Annotated in this window: 13 protein-coding genes and 1 tRNA gene; 6 read left to right on the forward strand and 8 right to left on the reverse strand. The window is 70.2% G+C overall.

From position 1 onward, the window contains the following. Nucleotides 1-31: 31 nt before the first annotated feature. The 4 genes from gndA (at nt 32) to P5G46_RS03635 (ending at nt 4,326) form a co-directional block, all read left to right on the forward strand. Nucleotides 32-1,627 carry an NADP-dependent phosphogluconate dehydrogenase gene (gndA, locus tag P5G46_RS03620; RefSeq protein WP_239272815.1) on the forward strand — a complete coding sequence of 532 codons (1,596 nt, stop codon included), beginning with the start codon at nt 32-34 and terminating at the stop codon, nt 1,625-1,627. A 29-nt stretch (nt 1,628-1,656) separates the two neighbouring features. Next, nucleotides 1,657-2,085, forward strand: coding sequence for a VanZ family protein (locus P5G46_RS03625; protein ID WP_408905276.1), 429 nt, complete (start codon nt 1,657-1,659; stop codon nt 2,083-2,085). Between the two features lie 22 nt (nt 2,086-2,107). Further along, the gene (locus P5G46_RS03630) at nt 2,108-2,842 is read left to right on the forward strand and encodes a response regulator transcription factor (protein WP_408904983.1); all 735 of its coding nucleotides are present in this window, start codon (nt 2,108-2,110) and stop codon (nt 2,840-2,842) included. Nucleotides 2,843-2,904: 62 nt separating this feature from the next. Continuing rightward, nucleotides 2,905-4,326 (forward strand): sensor histidine kinase, encoded by a 1,422-nt coding sequence (locus P5G46_RS03635; RefSeq protein WP_408905277.1) that lies wholly within the window; start codon nt 2,905-2,907, stop codon nt 4,324-4,326. A 62-nt stretch (nt 4,327-4,388) separates the two neighbouring features. On the opposite strand, the gene P5G46_RS03640 is transcribed toward P5G46_RS03635, so the two are convergent. From P5G46_RS03640 to P5G46_RS03665, 6 genes are all read right to left on the reverse strand, one after another. After that, nucleotides 4,389-5,942: an FAD-dependent oxidoreductase gene (locus P5G46_RS03640; protein ID WP_239272812.1), complete on the reverse strand. Its 1,554-nt coding sequence runs from the start codon at nt 5,940-5,942 to the stop codon at nt 4,389-4,391. Next, nucleotides 5,942-6,817 carry an FAD:protein FMN transferase gene (locus P5G46_RS03645; RefSeq protein ID WP_408904984.1) on the reverse strand — a complete coding sequence of 292 codons (876 nt, stop codon included), beginning with the start codon at nt 6,815-6,817 and terminating at the stop codon, nt 5,942-5,944. Before P5G46_RS03645 ends, P5G46_RS03640 begins: the two co-directional genes overlap by 1 nt. Nucleotides 6,818-6,821: 4 nt before the next feature. Further along, nucleotides 6,822-7,307, reverse strand: a complete 486-nt coding sequence (locus tag P5G46_RS03650) for a hypothetical protein (RefSeq protein WP_239272810.1) — start codon at nt 7,305-7,307, stop codon at nt 6,822-6,824. A 108-nt stretch (nt 7,308-7,415) separates the two neighbouring features. Further along, on the reverse strand, nt 7,416-8,450 hold the full coding sequence (locus P5G46_RS03655; protein WP_239272809.1) for a ribose-phosphate diphosphokinase: 1,035 nt from the start codon (nt 8,448-8,450) through the stop codon (nt 7,416-7,418). Further along, a complete protein-coding gene (glmU, locus tag P5G46_RS03660) occupies nt 8,440-9,888 on the reverse strand; it encodes a bifunctional UDP-N-acetylglucosamine diphosphorylase/glucosamine-1-phosphate N-acetyltransferase GlmU (RefSeq protein ID WP_408904985.1) in 1,449 nt (482 codons plus the stop codon). Before glmU ends, P5G46_RS03655 begins: the two co-directional genes overlap by 11 nt. Before the next feature lies 1 nt (nt 9,889). Continuing rightward, nucleotides 9,890-9,961: transfer RNA gene (locus P5G46_RS03665), tRNA-Gln, on the reverse strand. Between the two features lie 68 nt (nt 9,962-10,029). Between P5G46_RS03665 and P5G46_RS03670 the strand changes: the two genes are divergently transcribed. Both P5G46_RS03670 and P5G46_RS03675 read left to right on the forward strand, forming a co-directional pair. Beyond that, entirely contained in the window at nt 10,030-10,527 is a 498-nt protein-coding gene (locus tag P5G46_RS03670) for a MarR family winged helix-turn-helix transcriptional regulator (protein ID WP_239272807.1), read from the forward strand. Beyond that, nucleotides 10,524-11,036, forward strand: a complete 513-nt coding sequence (locus tag P5G46_RS03675) for a hypothetical protein (RefSeq protein ID WP_408904986.1) — start codon at nt 10,524-10,526, stop codon at nt 11,034-11,036. Before P5G46_RS03670 ends, P5G46_RS03675 begins: the two co-directional genes overlap by 4 nt. 18 nt (nt 11,037-11,054) lie before the next feature. Here P5G46_RS03675 and P5G46_RS03680 read toward each other — a convergent pair whose 3' ends face one another. Both P5G46_RS03680 and P5G46_RS03685 read right to left on the reverse strand, forming a co-directional pair. After that, on the reverse strand, nt 11,055-12,845 hold the full coding sequence (locus tag P5G46_RS03680; RefSeq protein ID WP_408904987.1) for an ABC-F family ATP-binding cassette domain-containing protein: 1,791 nt from the start codon (nt 12,843-12,845) through the stop codon (nt 11,055-11,057). 192 nt (nt 12,846-13,037) lie between these two features. Continuing rightward, entirely contained in the window at nt 13,038-13,949 is a 912-nt protein-coding gene (locus tag P5G46_RS03685) for an ABC transporter substrate-binding protein (RefSeq protein ID WP_408904988.1), read from the reverse strand. Between the last annotated feature and the right edge of the window lie 15 nt (nt 13,950-13,964).

Here is a 13,964-nt window from a genome sequence, read left to right on the forward strand (position 1 = left end):
TCTTCTCTCGCGCGTGAAAACGGAGCAACGAATGACGTCGACCCCCTCCCCGACCGGACCCTCGACCGACCAGGACCAGGCACCGCACGAGGCCGCGCAGGTGCACGAGGGCGCACCCGGCCCCGAGGACGTCGCCCGCCCGACCGCAGAAGCCGATTCGCGCCCCGAGGGTCGCGGTGAGGGCACGGCGAACATCGGCGTGGTCGGTCTGGCCGTCATGGGGTCGAACCTCGCGCGCAACCTCGCGAGCCGCGAAGGCAACACCGTCGCGATCTTCAACCGCAGCCAGGACAAGACCGAGCACCTCGTTTCCGCCCACCCCGAGGCCGAGTTCGTGCCGTCGTTCTCGTACGCGGACTTCGCTGCCTCCCTGTCGAAGCCGCGCACCGCGATCATCATGGTCAAGGCCGGTCGCGCGACGGACTTCGTCATCGACGAGCTCGTGAAGGTCTTCGAGCCGGGCGACATCATCGTCGACGGCGGCAACGCCCTGTTCACCGACACCATCCGTCGCGAGAAGGCCGTCCGCGAGACCGGTATCAACTATGTGGGAATGGGCGTCTCCGGCGGTGAGGAGGGCGCGCTGCTCGGGCCGTCGCTCATGCCCGGCGGCTCCGACGAATCGTGGACCACTCTCGGCCCGATCCTCACCTCCATCGCCGCCGTCGCCGAGGGCGAGGCGTGCGTGACCCACGTCGGCCACGATGGCGCCGGCCACTTCGTGAAGATGGTGCACAACGGCATCGAGTACGCCGACATGCAGCTCATCGCCGAGGCCTACGACCTCATCCGTCGCGCCACGGGCAAGTCCCCGGCCGAGATCGCCGACGTCTTCGCCGAGTGGAACCGCGGCGAACTGGAGTCCTACCTGATCGAGATCACCGCCGAGGTCCTGCGCCAGACGGATGCCGAGACCGGCAAGCCGCTCGTGGATGTCATCCTCGACCAGGCCGGAGCGAAGGGTACGGGCGCATGGACGGTGCAGACCGCGCTCGATCTGGGCGTGCCGGTCTCGGGCATCGCCGAGGCCACCTTCGCCCGCTCCCTGTCCAGCCACCCCGAGCAGCGCGAGGTGTCGCGTGACCTCCCCGGCCCCTCCGGCACCGACCTGCTCTCGGGAGAGGATGCCGATGCGTTCATCGAGCAGGTGCGGTTGGCGCTGTACGCCTCGAAGATCGTGGCCTACAGCCAGGGCTTCGACGAGATCCGCGCCGGTGCGGCCCAGTACGACTGGAACATCGACCTCGGTGCGGTGTCGAAGATCTGGCGCGGTGGCTGCATCATCCGCGCGCAGTTCCTCAACCGCATCGCCGAGGCGTACGACGCCGAGGCGAACCTGCCGGTCCTCCTGACCGCGCCCTACTTCGTCGAGGCTCTCGGTCGCGCCCAGGACGCGTGGCGCCACATCGTCGCGCTGTCGGCGGCGAGCGGCATCCCCGCTCCCGCGTTCAGCTCGTCGCTGGCGTACTACGACGGCCTGCGCGCCGACCGCCTGCCGGCGGCTCTCATCCAGGGCCAGCGCGACTTCTTCGGTGCGCACACGTACCGCCGCATCGACAAGGAGGGCACGTTCCACACCCTCTGGTCCGGCGACCGCACCGAGATCGAGGCCGAGGACACCCACTGAGGCGCACCATCACGAAGCGGCGGCGGGCCCTGCTCGTCGCCGCTTCGGCGTCGTATACGTTCGGGCTCTGGTGGATCACCCTGCGCCCCGCGCCGTACGGCCCGGAGACTGCGAGCGTCCTGGAGAGCCTTCTCCGCGCGTTGGAGGCGTGGCCACCGACGGCGTGGGTGACGTTCGAGCTCGTCGAGTTCGGCGCCAACATCGCGCTATTCGCGCCATTCGGACTCCTCGTCCTGGCGTGGGGCGGTCGGCCGTGGCTGGGCGTCCTCGGCGGCCTCGCGCTCAGCGTCGTGATCGAGCTGTCGCAATGGGCACTGCTTCCGAGCCGGGTGGCGGATACCCGGGACCTCCTCGCCAACACCATCGGCGCGGCCGTCGGGGTCGTCGCGGCGATGGCCGTCGCGCGGGCCCGTCGACTTCACAGCGAGCGCATAGCGCGCGCCATAGAAAGCTCATAGATTCCACCGCACAATGGGTCTCATGACCACGACCGCCAGCGCTCCCGCCTTCACTCGCCCGGACGGCAGTGCCCTCCGCGTCCTCGTCGTGGACGACGAGCAGATGCTCACCGACCTGCTGTCGATGGCTCTGCGCATGGAGGGGTGGGACGTCCGCACCGCGGGCTCCGGTTTCGACGCCCTCGCCGCCGCCCGGGACTTCGAACCGGATGCCATGGTGCTCGACATCATGATGCCCGACCTCGATGGCATGGCGGTGTTGCAGCGCTTGCGTCACTCGGGCAACGACGTCCCGGTGCTCTTCCTCACCGCGAAGGATGCCGTCGCCGATCGGGTGGCGGGGCTCACCGCCGGGGGCGACGACTACGTGACGAAGCCGTTCAGCCTCGAAGAGGTCGTGGCGCGTTTGCGCGGACTCATGCGCCGGGCGGGGACGGCGTCGACGCGTGATTCCGAGCCGATCCTCCGCGTGGGCGACCTCTCTCTCAACGAGGACAGCCACGAGGTGGTGCGCGGCGGCACGGAGATAGACCTGACGGCGACGGAGTTCGAGCTGCTGCGCTTCCTCATGCGCAACCAGCGCCGCGTGGTGTCGAAGGCGCAGATCCTCGACCGCGTCTGGAACTACGACTTCGGCGGCCGTTCCAGCGTCGTCGAGCTGTACATCTCGTACCTCCGCAAGAAGATCGACGCCGGCAACGAACCGCTCATCCACACGGTCCGCGGCGTCGGCTACATGATCAAAGCGCCTCAGTGACCCGTTCCCTCGCGCGCCACCGGTGGACGCTGCAGGCGCGATTGATGACCGCCGTCATCGGCATGGTCGCCTTCATCCTCGTGATGATCGCCGTCTCGACGAGCGCGATCATCACCGGCGTGCTGCAGACCAACCTCAACGCGCAGGTCTCGGCTGCCCTGGCCAACGTTCAGGTGGGCCCGACGAGCTCGGCCATCGACGTCCTTTCGGCCGGACCGTTTCCCGACGGCACGGTCCTCGTCCTGCGTACCCCGCTCACCGGTGACACCGGCGCCTATGTCGACGGCCGGTCGGTGAGCGCACTCGACGAGGCGCAGGTCGACGAGATCCGCGATGCGGTGGCGACCGGACTCTCCGAGATCGGCTCCGACACCGTCGATCTCCCGCGCCTCGGCGACTACCGCATCGGCATCACCGGCAACCAGGCGGGCACGGTCGTGGTCCTCGGCCTCCCCCTCAGCCAGGTGACGGCGACGATCGGAGCGATCCTGACCACGGTGGCCCTCGTCACCGCCGGCGGGCTGCTCCTCCTCGCCGTCATCATCGCGCTCGTCATCCGCGTGGGCCTTCGCCCCCTGCGTTCCGTCGCCGAGACGGCGACGCGCGTGGCATCCATCCGCATGGATCAGGGAGACGTCTCCATCGACGAACGGGTCCCGGCGGAGCAGGTCGACGAGCACACCGAGATCGGACAGGTCGGCGCCGCGCTGAACACGCTCCTCGACAAGGTCGACGCCTCGCTCGCCGCTCGACAGCGCAACGAGGAGCTGATGCGCCGGTTCGTGGCGGATGCCAGTCACGAGCTGCGCACGCCGCTGGCATCCATCCGGGGTTTCTCCGAGCTCTCGCTGCGCGCGATGCGCCAGGCCCAGGACGACGAGACCCGCCAGCGCACCGCCATGGCCGTGGAAACCACCGAGCAATCGCTCGAACGCATTCAGGCGCAATCGTTGCGCATGACCACGCTCGTCGAGGACCTGCTGCTCCTCGCGCGTCTCGATGAAGGGCAGGAGCTCGTCTACGGGACCGTCGACCTGACGCGGCTGGCCGTCGAGGCGGTCGGGGACGCACGCCCGGCCGGACCGGATCATGCCTGGTCGATCGAGGTCGGCGACGAGCCGGTCGAGCTCGCCGGCGACGCCTCACGGCTCAATCAGGTCGTCGCCAACCTGCTCGCCAACGCCCGCACCCACACGCCGGCCGGAACCGAGGTCACGGTCTCGGTCGCGCGCGAAGGCGACGACGCGGTCCTGCGCGTGCACGATGACGGCCCGGGGATCGACCCGGCCGTCGCCCCTCAGCTCTTCGAGAGGTTCGCGCGCGCCGACCGCTCCCGCGACCGCAAGACCGGGGGCACGGGCCTGGGCCTGTCGATCGCGAGGGCGATCGTCGAAGCCCACCACGGGACGATCACGGTGCGCAGCACCCCGGGCGACACGACCTTCGAGGTGCGGCTGCCCGCGAAGCCGGTCGATCCGGTCTGAATCCTCACGCGAGCCGCGGGGCCCGGCCGAACCCGGGCTCCCCGGTCACCGCGCGTGCCGTCTCAGTACCCGGCGAACGCGTCGGTCGTGAGCGACTTCGCGCGGGCGAGGCCCGGTGCCAGCGCCGCGATGAGACGCGGCGGACCCGACACGTACGCCGCGCGCTGCGCGATGTCGGGGACCGCGCGCACGAGGCTCTCGGCATCCACACGCTCGGGGCCGGCCCACGTCCAGCCGGCGGGCAGGTCGCGCGGCTCGTCGGGGCAGAACACCACGACCGGGATGCCGCTGGCGGCGATGTCGTCGCGGAAGGCCAGCTCGCCCGAGTCCGAGACGACGTAGACGAGCACGATGTCGCGGCGCTGTCCTGTGGCCGCCAGGTGCCGCAGCTGCGCGACGAACGGCGTCACGCCGATGCCCGCGGCGACGAGGAGGACGGGCGCCGTCGGACGGGCGGGGAGGACGAAGTCGCCCCACACTCCGGTCACGGCGAGGGTCCCGCCCAGCGGAACCTCGGCGAGAGCACGCTTGTACGACGACTGCGATCCGTCCTTGAAGGCGATGCGCACCGTCGGCAGATCCTCGGGGGCCGATGCGATCGAGAACTCTCGCCGCGTGCCGCGTCCGTCGGGTCGCCGGTGGGGAACGTCGAGCTCCAAGTACTGCCCCGGCGCGAACGAGAACGACCGCGCCGCCTGGAACGTCAGCTCCCGCACCGTCGGGGTCAGATCGCGTCGACCCTCCAGCCGCAGTCGCACGGCGGCTCGGAGGCAGAACAGGAACGCCACCAGATTGCCGATCAGCAGCGCACGCTCCTGACCGAGCGTGATGGCGCCGACGGCGATCGGCCAGCCGGCGAGGACACCGACGATCGCGGCGACGACGAACTGCTGACGCCGGCGCGGTGGCAGGGTGAGCGGCTCGGACAGCATGAACGCCCCGAGGAACAGGAACGGTGACGAGAACGTCACCTGCAGCAGCACCGCCGCGACGTCGACGGGGAAGCCCGCCGCCTGGAACTGCACGGTCGTCCGGATGAACGCCACGACCACCGCAACCACCCAGAACACCGCGACGACGGCGAGGCGATCCGTGCGCGCGAGGAGCAGCAGGCCCAGGACGAGGACCGGGCCCGCCAGCCACGGTGACCCCACCCACCAGGACGACCCCCCGAGCTCGGGTGCCCACACGCTCACGATCGTGAGCACCGTCGCACCCGTCGCGGCCGGGTTGAGGATGTGCCGGCCGCGCCACGCGAGCAGGTATTTCGACAGGGATGCCACGGCACCGGCGAGCACGAGCCCGGCCACGCCCAGCGGCTCGACCGTGGGGCGGAGCACGAACAGGAGGATCGCCGCGGTGATGAGCGAGGACTCCAGGCGTCGCGGCATCCGCAGAACGCTCTGCGCGACGAGGTCGGCCGCGACGCACGCGGCGCTCAGGACCACCGCGCTCACGACGATCTCGAGCGGATCGGGCACGACCAGCCCGGCGAACGCCAGGACCACGGCGATGAGCGAGAGAAGACCGAGCGAGGCCAGCACGAGTCGGTACATCGAGACACGGCCGAGCATGCCGCGCACACGAGTCGAACCCGCCGTCAACGTCGCACTCATCAGAAGATCTCCCCCTCGAATCCGGGCGACCACTCCACGCGGCCATCGGTGCGCATGCGCACCCACGAGGCGCCCCAGGCGGCCGCGAGCTCCGGGCCGCCGTCGAAGAACAGCGCCGTGGCGAGTGCATCCGCCCGCATCGCGGTGTCGGCGATCGCCCACGTGGCCGCGAACGCGTCCACCGGCGCCCCCGTCCGGGCATCGAGCACATGGTGCAGCCCCTGACCCCACGCGCGGCGGGTGATCGCCGACGCGCACAGCGCGGCATCCCGCACCTCGACCACACCGATCGCGCGGGTCGGATCGTAGGGGTGCTCCAACCCGACGCGCACGGGCGCGCCTCGAACGGCGAGATCGCCCGAGCCGTCGACGACCACGTCGCCCTCCACGCGCGACAGGAGCGACTCCAACACACGGTCGACGAGGCGCCCCTTCCCCAGCGCGCCGACGTCTATCGTCGCGGGGAGGGAGAGCGACAGGATGCCACTCCCCCACGTCATGACCTCGCGCCAGGGCGGCGCGGACTCCGGCGATCCGACCGGGGCCAGAGTCAGCCGCGCGTCGTAGCCGAGGCGTGCGAGCGCATCGCCGACGAGCGGGTTGACGGCGCCGCGCGTCGCGACGTCGAGCTCGTCGTACAGCGCCAGCATGGCATCCGTGTCTTCGGGGGCATCGACCGATGCCGACCGCCCCGTGGCCAGCGCCGAGACCGCCGAGTCGTCGCGGAACCGCGACCAGGCCCGGTCGAACCCGTCCACGACGGCGGAGACCTCCGCCCGGACGACCGGAGACAGCGGGTGCGTCGTCTCGATCGCCCACGCGGTACCGATGGCGTCGAAGGTCCAGACGGAACCAGTCGCGGTCGCCGCGGTCATGGACTCAGGCCCGCGCCTCGGACGTGATCGTCTCGAGAGCCTTCATGAATCCGCCGCTGGTGAGGGAGGAACCCGCGACCTTGCTCACCGAGATCTCATCGAGCTTCTTCCCGACCACCTCGTCCTTGATCCCCCCGATGAACTCCGCCTGGTAGCGCCGAGACTCGGCCGCCTGCGGGTCGCCGGTGACGGTCACGTCCGTGACAGTGTCGTCCGCGATCGTGAGCGTCACGTCCACGGTCTCCACGCTCTCGGGGGTGGCGTACTGGCCGGTGGCCTCGTACGTGCCGTCCGCGAAGGTGCCGGACGCGGTCGAACCCCCCGTGCCGGCCTCCGCGCTCGGCGCCGCCGAGGCGGCCGGAGCCGACGTGGCCGGGTCTGCGGCATCGACGGTCCCGCCCGAGCATCCGGCCAGGGCCGCGATGCCGGCGACGCCCACGAGGGCGGTGCCGAGACGGAGGGGACGGGGGACGGCGGTCGCGCGGATCATGGGGTCCTCTTTCGGTCGTGCCTAACGGAGCGAGCGTGCTCCCTCACAACACGATCCCCGGCCCGGCCCGGTTCAGTCTTCGCCGAACCTTTGAGCACGCCGTGAGTCTCAGGCGTCGCCGCCGAACATGCTCGTCACCGAGCCGTCCTCGAAGACCTCGTGGATGGCGCGCGCGAGCAGCGGCGCGATCGGCAGCACCGTGAGCCCCGGGAAGCGACGCTCCGGCGGCAGCGGCACGGTGTCCGTGACGACGACCTCGTCGATCGCGGCATCCTGAAGCCGCTCACTCGCCGGGTCGCTGAAGATCGCATGCGTCGCGGCCACGATGACCTTGCGCGCCCCGTTCGCCTTGAGGGCCTGCGCCGCCTTCTGGATCGTGCCACCGGTGTCGATCATGTCGTCGACGAGCAGGCAGGTGCGGCCGGTCACGTCACCGACGATCTCGTGCACCGAGACCTGGTTGGCGACCTTCGGGTCGCGGCGCTTGTGAATGATGGCCAGCGGCGCGCCGAGGCTGTCGGACCACGTGTCGGCGACGCGGACACGCCCCATGTCGGGCGAGACCACCGTGAGCGTCTCGCGATCCTCGCCCGTCAGCCCCTGCTCGAAGTGCTCGAGGAGGACCGGCTTGGCGAACAGGTGGTCGACGGGGCCGTCGAAGAAGCCCTGGATCTGAGCGGCATGGAGGTCGACGCTCATGATGCGGTCGGCGCCCGCGGTCTTCAGCAGGTCGGCGACGAGGCGCGCGCTGATGGGCTCGCGGCCGCGTCCCTTCTTGTCCTGGCGAGAGTAGGGGAAGTACGGCGCGACGACCGTGATGCGCTTGGCCGACGCGCGCTTGAGGGCGTCGAGCATGATGAGCAGCTCCATGAGCCACTCGTTCACCGGCGGGCCGAACGACTGGACGACGAACACGTCACACCCGCGGATCGACACCTCGAACCGGGTGTAGATCTCGCCCGAGGCGAAGGTGCGGTGCTCGGTGGGAGCGAGCTCCGTGCCGAGATGACGGGCCACCTCGTGCGCCAGCTCGGGGTGCGACCTCCCGGAGGCGACCACGAGCCGCTTCTTGGTCTTGGCGACGAGCCCGGGGGCGATGCCGTTGTCGCGGTCGAGATCTACACGGTTCTTCTTACGAGCCATCGCGCGCTTCCTGTTCATCCCGAGCACGCGCTGCAGCGTCCGCCGCGGCCGTGCCCGGTCGATTCTTCTCGACCCACCCCTCGATGTTCCGCTGGGGTGCAACGCTGAGGGCCAGCGCACCGGCCGGGACATCCTTGCGGATCACCGCGCCGGCGCCGGTCTTGGCGCCGTCTCCAATGGTAACCGGCGCCACGAACACGTTGTGCGAGCCGCTGTGCACCTCGTCGCCGATGACGGTGCGATGCTTGGCGATGTCGTCGTAGTTCGCCGTGATCGCCCCGGCCCCGAGGTTCACGCCACGGCCGATCTCGGTGTCGCCGATGTACGACAGGTGCGGCACCTTGCTGCCCTCGCCGATGGAGGAGTTCTTCACCTCGACGAACGTGCCGACCTTGCCGCCCACCCCCACGCGCGCGTTGGGGCGCAGGTACGCGAACGGGCCGACGGTCGCCCCCGCCGCCACGACCGCGAGGGTCGCGTCGGTGCGGGTGATGGTGGCATCCTCGCCGACCTCGCAGTCCACCAGGCTCGTGTCGGGTCCGATAGTCGCTCCCGCGGCGACGACCGTCGCACCACGGACGTGGGTGTTGGGCAGGATCGTCACGTCGGGGGCCAGCACGGCGGTGACGTCGATCCACGTCGTGGCCGGGTCGACGACCGTGACACCCTCGCGCTGCCAGTGCCGCACGGTGCGCTCGTTGAGCGTGCGCCCGGCCTCCGACAGCTGGATGCGGTCGTTCACCCCGAGGGCCGCACCCGCATCGGGGGTGACGGATGCCGCGACCCCCAGCTGCGCATCGCGCAGCAACGCCACGACGTCGGTCAGATACTTCTCGCCCTGCGCGTTGGCGGTGCCGACGCGCGCGAGGTGGTCGCGCAGCGGCGACACCTGGAAGACGTAGACCCCGACGTTGATCTCGCGGACCGCGGCCTCATCGGCCGTGGCATCCTTCTGCTCGACGATGCGGCGCACACCGTCGGTGTCGTCGCGAATGATCCGGCCGTAGCCCTGCGGATCGTCCACGTGCGCGGTGAGCAGGGTCACGGCCGTGCCGCCGGCCCGGTGGGCCGCGACGAGATCGGTGAGCGTGTGCGCCTGCAGCAGCGGAACATCGCCGCTGAGCACCAGCACGTCGCCCTTGAAGTCCTCGAGTGCGCCGAGAGCGGCCTCGACCGCGCGCCCGGTGCCCGGCACCTCGTCCTGATCGACGATGACGACCCCGGGCGCCAGCTCGGCGACGGTCTCGGCCACGCGCTCGCGTTCGTGCCGCACGACCACGACGATGCGCGCCGGATCCAGGGCTGCGGCGGTGTCGAGCACGTGCCCGACGAGCGGCCTCCCGCCCACCGTGTGCAGGATCTTGGGGGTGCGCGAACGCATGCGGGTGCCCTGCCCCGCCGCGAGCACCACGACGGCGAGATCGGTCGTTGATGTCATGCTCCGCCGCCAGGATTCGAACCTAGACCTCACAGCTCCAAAGGCTGTCGTGCTGCCGTTACACCACGGCGGACCGTGCCCGCGGGCACCGGTCAAGTCTGCCAGACCGCGACGCCGGAACGTTCTCGACATAATGAACACGTGAGCCGGGACAGCGACGAGGTCGATCGCATCGTCGAGGCCTGGGTGCGCCAGCGACCCGACCTCGACTTCTCGCCGCTCGAGGTGCTCTCGCGCGTCGCGCGCCTGTCACGGCACCTCGACATCGCCCGGAAAGAGGCGTTCCGCCGCAGCGACATCGAGTCCTGGGAGTGGGACGTGCTCTCGGCACTTCGTCGCGCCGGCGAGCCCTACCAGCTCAGCCCCAAGCAGCTGCTGCAGCAGACCCTGGTCTCCAGCGGCACGATGACCAACCGCATCGACCGGCTCGTCGCCCGCCGGTTCGTGCGGAGAGAAGCCGATCCGGGCGATGGACGGAGCATTCTGGTGACCCTGACCGAAGACGGTCGCGTGCGCGTGGATGCCGCGATCACCCGCCTCGTCGACGCCGAGGCGCTGCTGCTGGAGAGCCTTTCCCGCGCCGACCGTGACCGCCTGGCCACGTTGCTGCGCAAGCTCAGTCTGGGGTTCGACGCGTGAGCGCCCCGGCGACGTCACCGTCGGTCTGGCGACGCATCGTCACGTGGCTGGACGTCCGGTTCCGCTCTCCCGCCGCCATCTACGGCCTGATCGTCTTCACGGCCTTCGTGACGATCGCCGAAGACCACGCCGAGAGCATCGAGGACATGCTGGCGACCTCGGTCGCGAGTCTCGTCGTCTTCTTCATCGCGCACGTCTTCGCCCACACCCTCACCGAGCATTCCGAGCACGGCTTCCGTGGGGCCACGCGCAACGCTCTCCGCCACGGCGCCGGGATGCTCTACGCGTCGGTGCCCTCGATCATCGTCCTGGTCGTGTCCGACCTGACCGGGGCCACCCTCGCCGACGCCGTGGACAACTGCCTGCTGACAGCGTTCATCGTGCTGGCCATCCTCGGCTACCACGCCTTCCAGAGCCGCCGGGCGCCGGTCCTCGGCCGCATCCTCGGAGCCCTGGCGACCGCGATGCTGGGTATCTTCATCGTGATCCTGGAGTACGGCTTCCACTGACGCCCGGATCGGTCGCGGTCAGCCGATCGCCTCGGTGAGCTCGAACCAGCGCAGCTCGAGCTCGTCGCGCTCGGATTCCCACTCCGAGATGCGCTGCATCTCCTTCCCGAGCCCGACGTAGTCCGACTGGTCGTGATCGGCCAGCGCGGCTTTGGCCCGATCGATCTGAGCCTGCAGCTTCTCGATCTTGCGCTCGGTCGCGGATGCCTCCTTCTGCGCGGCGCGCAGCTCCGCCCCCTGAAGACCCGCGGATGCCACGACCTCCGTGCTCGTCGAGCGCCGGGGCTCGGCATCCTGAATCGCCCGCAGACGCAGATACTCGTCGACGCCTCCGGGGAGGTGACGCAGGCGCGCATCGAGGATCGCGTACTGCTGGTCGGTGACCCGCTCGAGGAAGTAGCGGTCGTGCGAGACGACGATGAGCGTCCCCGACCAGGAATCCAGGAGGTCTTCCATCGCGGCGAGCATGTCGGTGTCGAGGTCGTTGGTGGGCTCGTCGAGGATGAGGACGTTCGGCTGGTCGAGCAGGATCAGCAGCAGCTGCAGGCGGCGCTTCTGCCCGCCCGAGAGATCCTTCACGGGCGTGGAGAGCTGGGCGCTCGAGAAGCCGAGGCGCTCGAGGAGCTGTCCGGGGGTCAGCTCCTGCGCCTTCGACCCGGCGCCGAACGTATAGGTGGTGCGCAAGCGCGAGATCACGACGCGGACCGGGTCGTCGAGGTGTTGCTCCAGCTCGTCGAGACGCTGCGTCAGGGTCGCGACCTTGACCGTCTTCCCGCGCTTCACCCGACCCGTGGTGGGCTCGATGGTGCCGGACACGAGGCCGAGCAGCGTGGACTTGCCGGCGCCGTTCACGCCCAGGATGCCGGTGCGCTCCCCCGGGGCGATGCGCCACTCCACGTCGCGCAGCACCGTGTGGTCGCCGTACGTCACGCCCGCGTCGAGGAGGTCGACGACGTCCTTGCCGAGGCGGGCGACGGCGAGCGACTGCAGTGCGACACGGTCGCGCAGCTCGGGGACGTCGGCGATCAGCTCGTTCGCGGCATCGATGCGGAACTTCGGCTTGGACGTGCGCGCCGGTGCGCCGCGTCGCAACCACGCGAGCTCCTTGCGGGCGAGGTTCTGCCGACGCTGCTCGATCGCGGCGGCCTGACGATCGCGCTCGACGCGTTGCAGGATGTAGGCCGCATAGCCGCCCTCGAAGGGCTCGACGATCCGGTCGTGCACCTCCCACGTCGTGTTGCACACCTCGTCGAGGAACCACCGGTCGTGCGTGACGACGAGCAGACCACCCGCGTTCGGCGCCCACCGCTTCTTCAGATGCCCCGCGAGCCACGTGATGGCCTCGACGTCGAGGTGGTTCGTGGGCTCGTCGAGGAACAGCACGTCCCAGTCGCCCGAGAGCAGCCGCGCGAGCGCGACACGGCGGCGCTGGCCACCGGACAGATCCCCGAGTCGGGCGTCCCAGGGGAGGTCGCCCAAGAGCCCTGCGATCACGTCGCGCGTGCGGGCGTCACCCGCCCACTCGTGCTCGGCCCGGTCGCCGACGACCGCGCGGCCGATGGTGTCGTCGTCGTCGAGGGTGTCCTGCTGATCGAGGACGCCGACCGTCACTCCCCCGCGCACGGTCACACGACCACCGTCGGGTTCGCGAATCCCGGCGAGCATCCCGAGCAGGCTCGACTTGCCGTCGCCGTTGCGGCCGACGATGCCGATGCGGTCGCCCTCGTTCACGCCGAGCGAGACGGAGTCGAACACGACCTTGGTCGGGTATTCCAGGTGCAGGGCTTCGCCCCCGAGCAGATGTGCCATATCCGTCCCAGGCTACGCGGCGCGGACGCGGCGTGCTTCCGCGCTGGCCCCGCCTGCTGGCATCCGGCATCCCGTCCGCGAGACGACCATCGATGAGGCGAGCTGGGGAGAACACGGACGCCAGCAGCGCGCGCACACGCGAAACGGGGCCGCCCGGATGACCGGACGGCCCCGCGGGGCGCGGCTACGACCTCAGAGGTCGTTCTCGGCGAGCCAGGCCTCGGCGATGTCGGCCGGCGACTCCTGGTCGACGGTCGACTTCACGTTGAGCTCCACGAGCCCCTCGGGGGTCAGCGCGGCGCTGACCTTGTTCAGGATGTCGGACACCTGCGACGCGACGCTCGAGTTCACGACCGGAACGACGTTCGAAGCGAGGAAGAGGCCCTCGGGGTCTTCCAGCGTGACGAGGTCGTCCGTCTGGATGCGGGGGTCGGCGGTGTAGACGTTCGCGACCTGGATCGTGCCGGCGACGAGGTCGTCGACCGTCGTCTCACCGGTGGGCGAGAACTGCACGTCCACGCCGTAGGTCGCCTTCAGCCCCTCGGGGCCGTAGGGGCGCTCGGCGAGTTCGGCGTTGCCGCCGAGGGTCAGCCCCGTCGTGACCTTCGCCAGGTCGGCGATGGTGGTCAGGCCGTTGGCTTCAGCGAAGGCCGCGGTGACCGTGTACGAGTCCTGGTCGGTCGCCGAGGACTGGTCGAGGACCTCGAGGCCCTCGGGCAGAGCGTCGGGCAGAGCGGCGTAGACCTCGTCGGCGGTGCGAGCCGTGGTCTCCTCGTCGAAGAACTGCAGCAGGTTGCCGCTGTACTCCGGGAACACGGTGATGGTGCCGTCCTCGAGCAGCGGGATGTAGGCGTCGCGCTGACCGATCTGGAACTGGCGCTTGACCGTGAGCCCCTCGTTCTCGAGGGCCTGAGCGTAGATCTCGGCGATGATCTCGTTCGAGAAGTACGCCTGCGAGCCGACGACGATCTCATCGGCGGACGCGCTGGCGTCGCCGCCATCGCTCAGAGGGTCGCTCGAGCCGCCGCAGCCGGCGAGGGCGAGCGAGGCGACCGCGAGCCCGGCGAAGACGCCGAGGCCCTTGCGAGTTCGTGCTGTGAACATGGGTTCCTCTTTCTG

This window comes from Microbacterium mcarthurae (assembly GCF_046064585.1).
Lineage (GTDB): Bacteria > Actinomycetota > Actinomycetes > Actinomycetales > Microbacteriaceae > Microbacterium > Microbacterium mcarthurae.

Bases quoted from the DNA above. Each gene is read 5' to 3' on its own strand.
- P5G46_RS03635 (WP_408905277.1), top strand. From the start codon at position 2,905: ATGGTCGCCTTCATCCTCGTGATGATCGCCGTCTCGACGAGCGCGATC.
- P5G46_RS03645 (WP_408904984.1), bottom strand. From the start codon at position 6,817: ATGACCGCGGCGACCGCGACTGGTTCCGTCTGGACCTTCGACGCCATC.
- gndA (WP_239272815.1), top strand. From the start codon at position 32: ATGACGTCGACCCCCTCCCCGACCGGACCCTCGACCGACCAGGACCAG.
- P5G46_RS03685 (WP_408904988.1), bottom strand. From the start codon at position 13,949: ATGTTCACAGCACGAACTCGCAAGGGCCTCGGCGTCTTCGCCGGGCTC.
- glmU (WP_408904985.1), bottom strand. From the start codon at position 9,888: ATGACATCAACGACCGATCTCGCCGTCGTGGTGCTCGCGGCGGGGCAG.
- P5G46_RS03640 (WP_239272812.1), bottom strand. From the start codon at position 5,942: ATGAGTGCGACGTTGACGGCGGGTTCGACTCGTGTGCGCGGCATGCTC.
- P5G46_RS03655 (WP_239272809.1), bottom strand. From the start codon at position 8,450: ATGGCTCGTAAGAAGAACCGTGTAGATCTCGACCGCGACAACGGCATC.
- P5G46_RS03650 (WP_239272810.1), bottom strand. From the start codon at position 7,307: ATGATCCGCGCGACCGCCGTCCCCCGTCCCCTCCGTCTCGGCACCGCC.
- P5G46_RS03630 (WP_408904983.1), top strand. From the start codon at position 2,108: ATGACCACGACCGCCAGCGCTCCCGCCTTCACTCGCCCGGACGGCAGT.
- P5G46_RS03680 (WP_408904987.1), bottom strand. From the start codon at position 12,845: ATGGCACATCTGCTCGGGGGCGAAGCCCTGCACCTGGAATACCCGACC.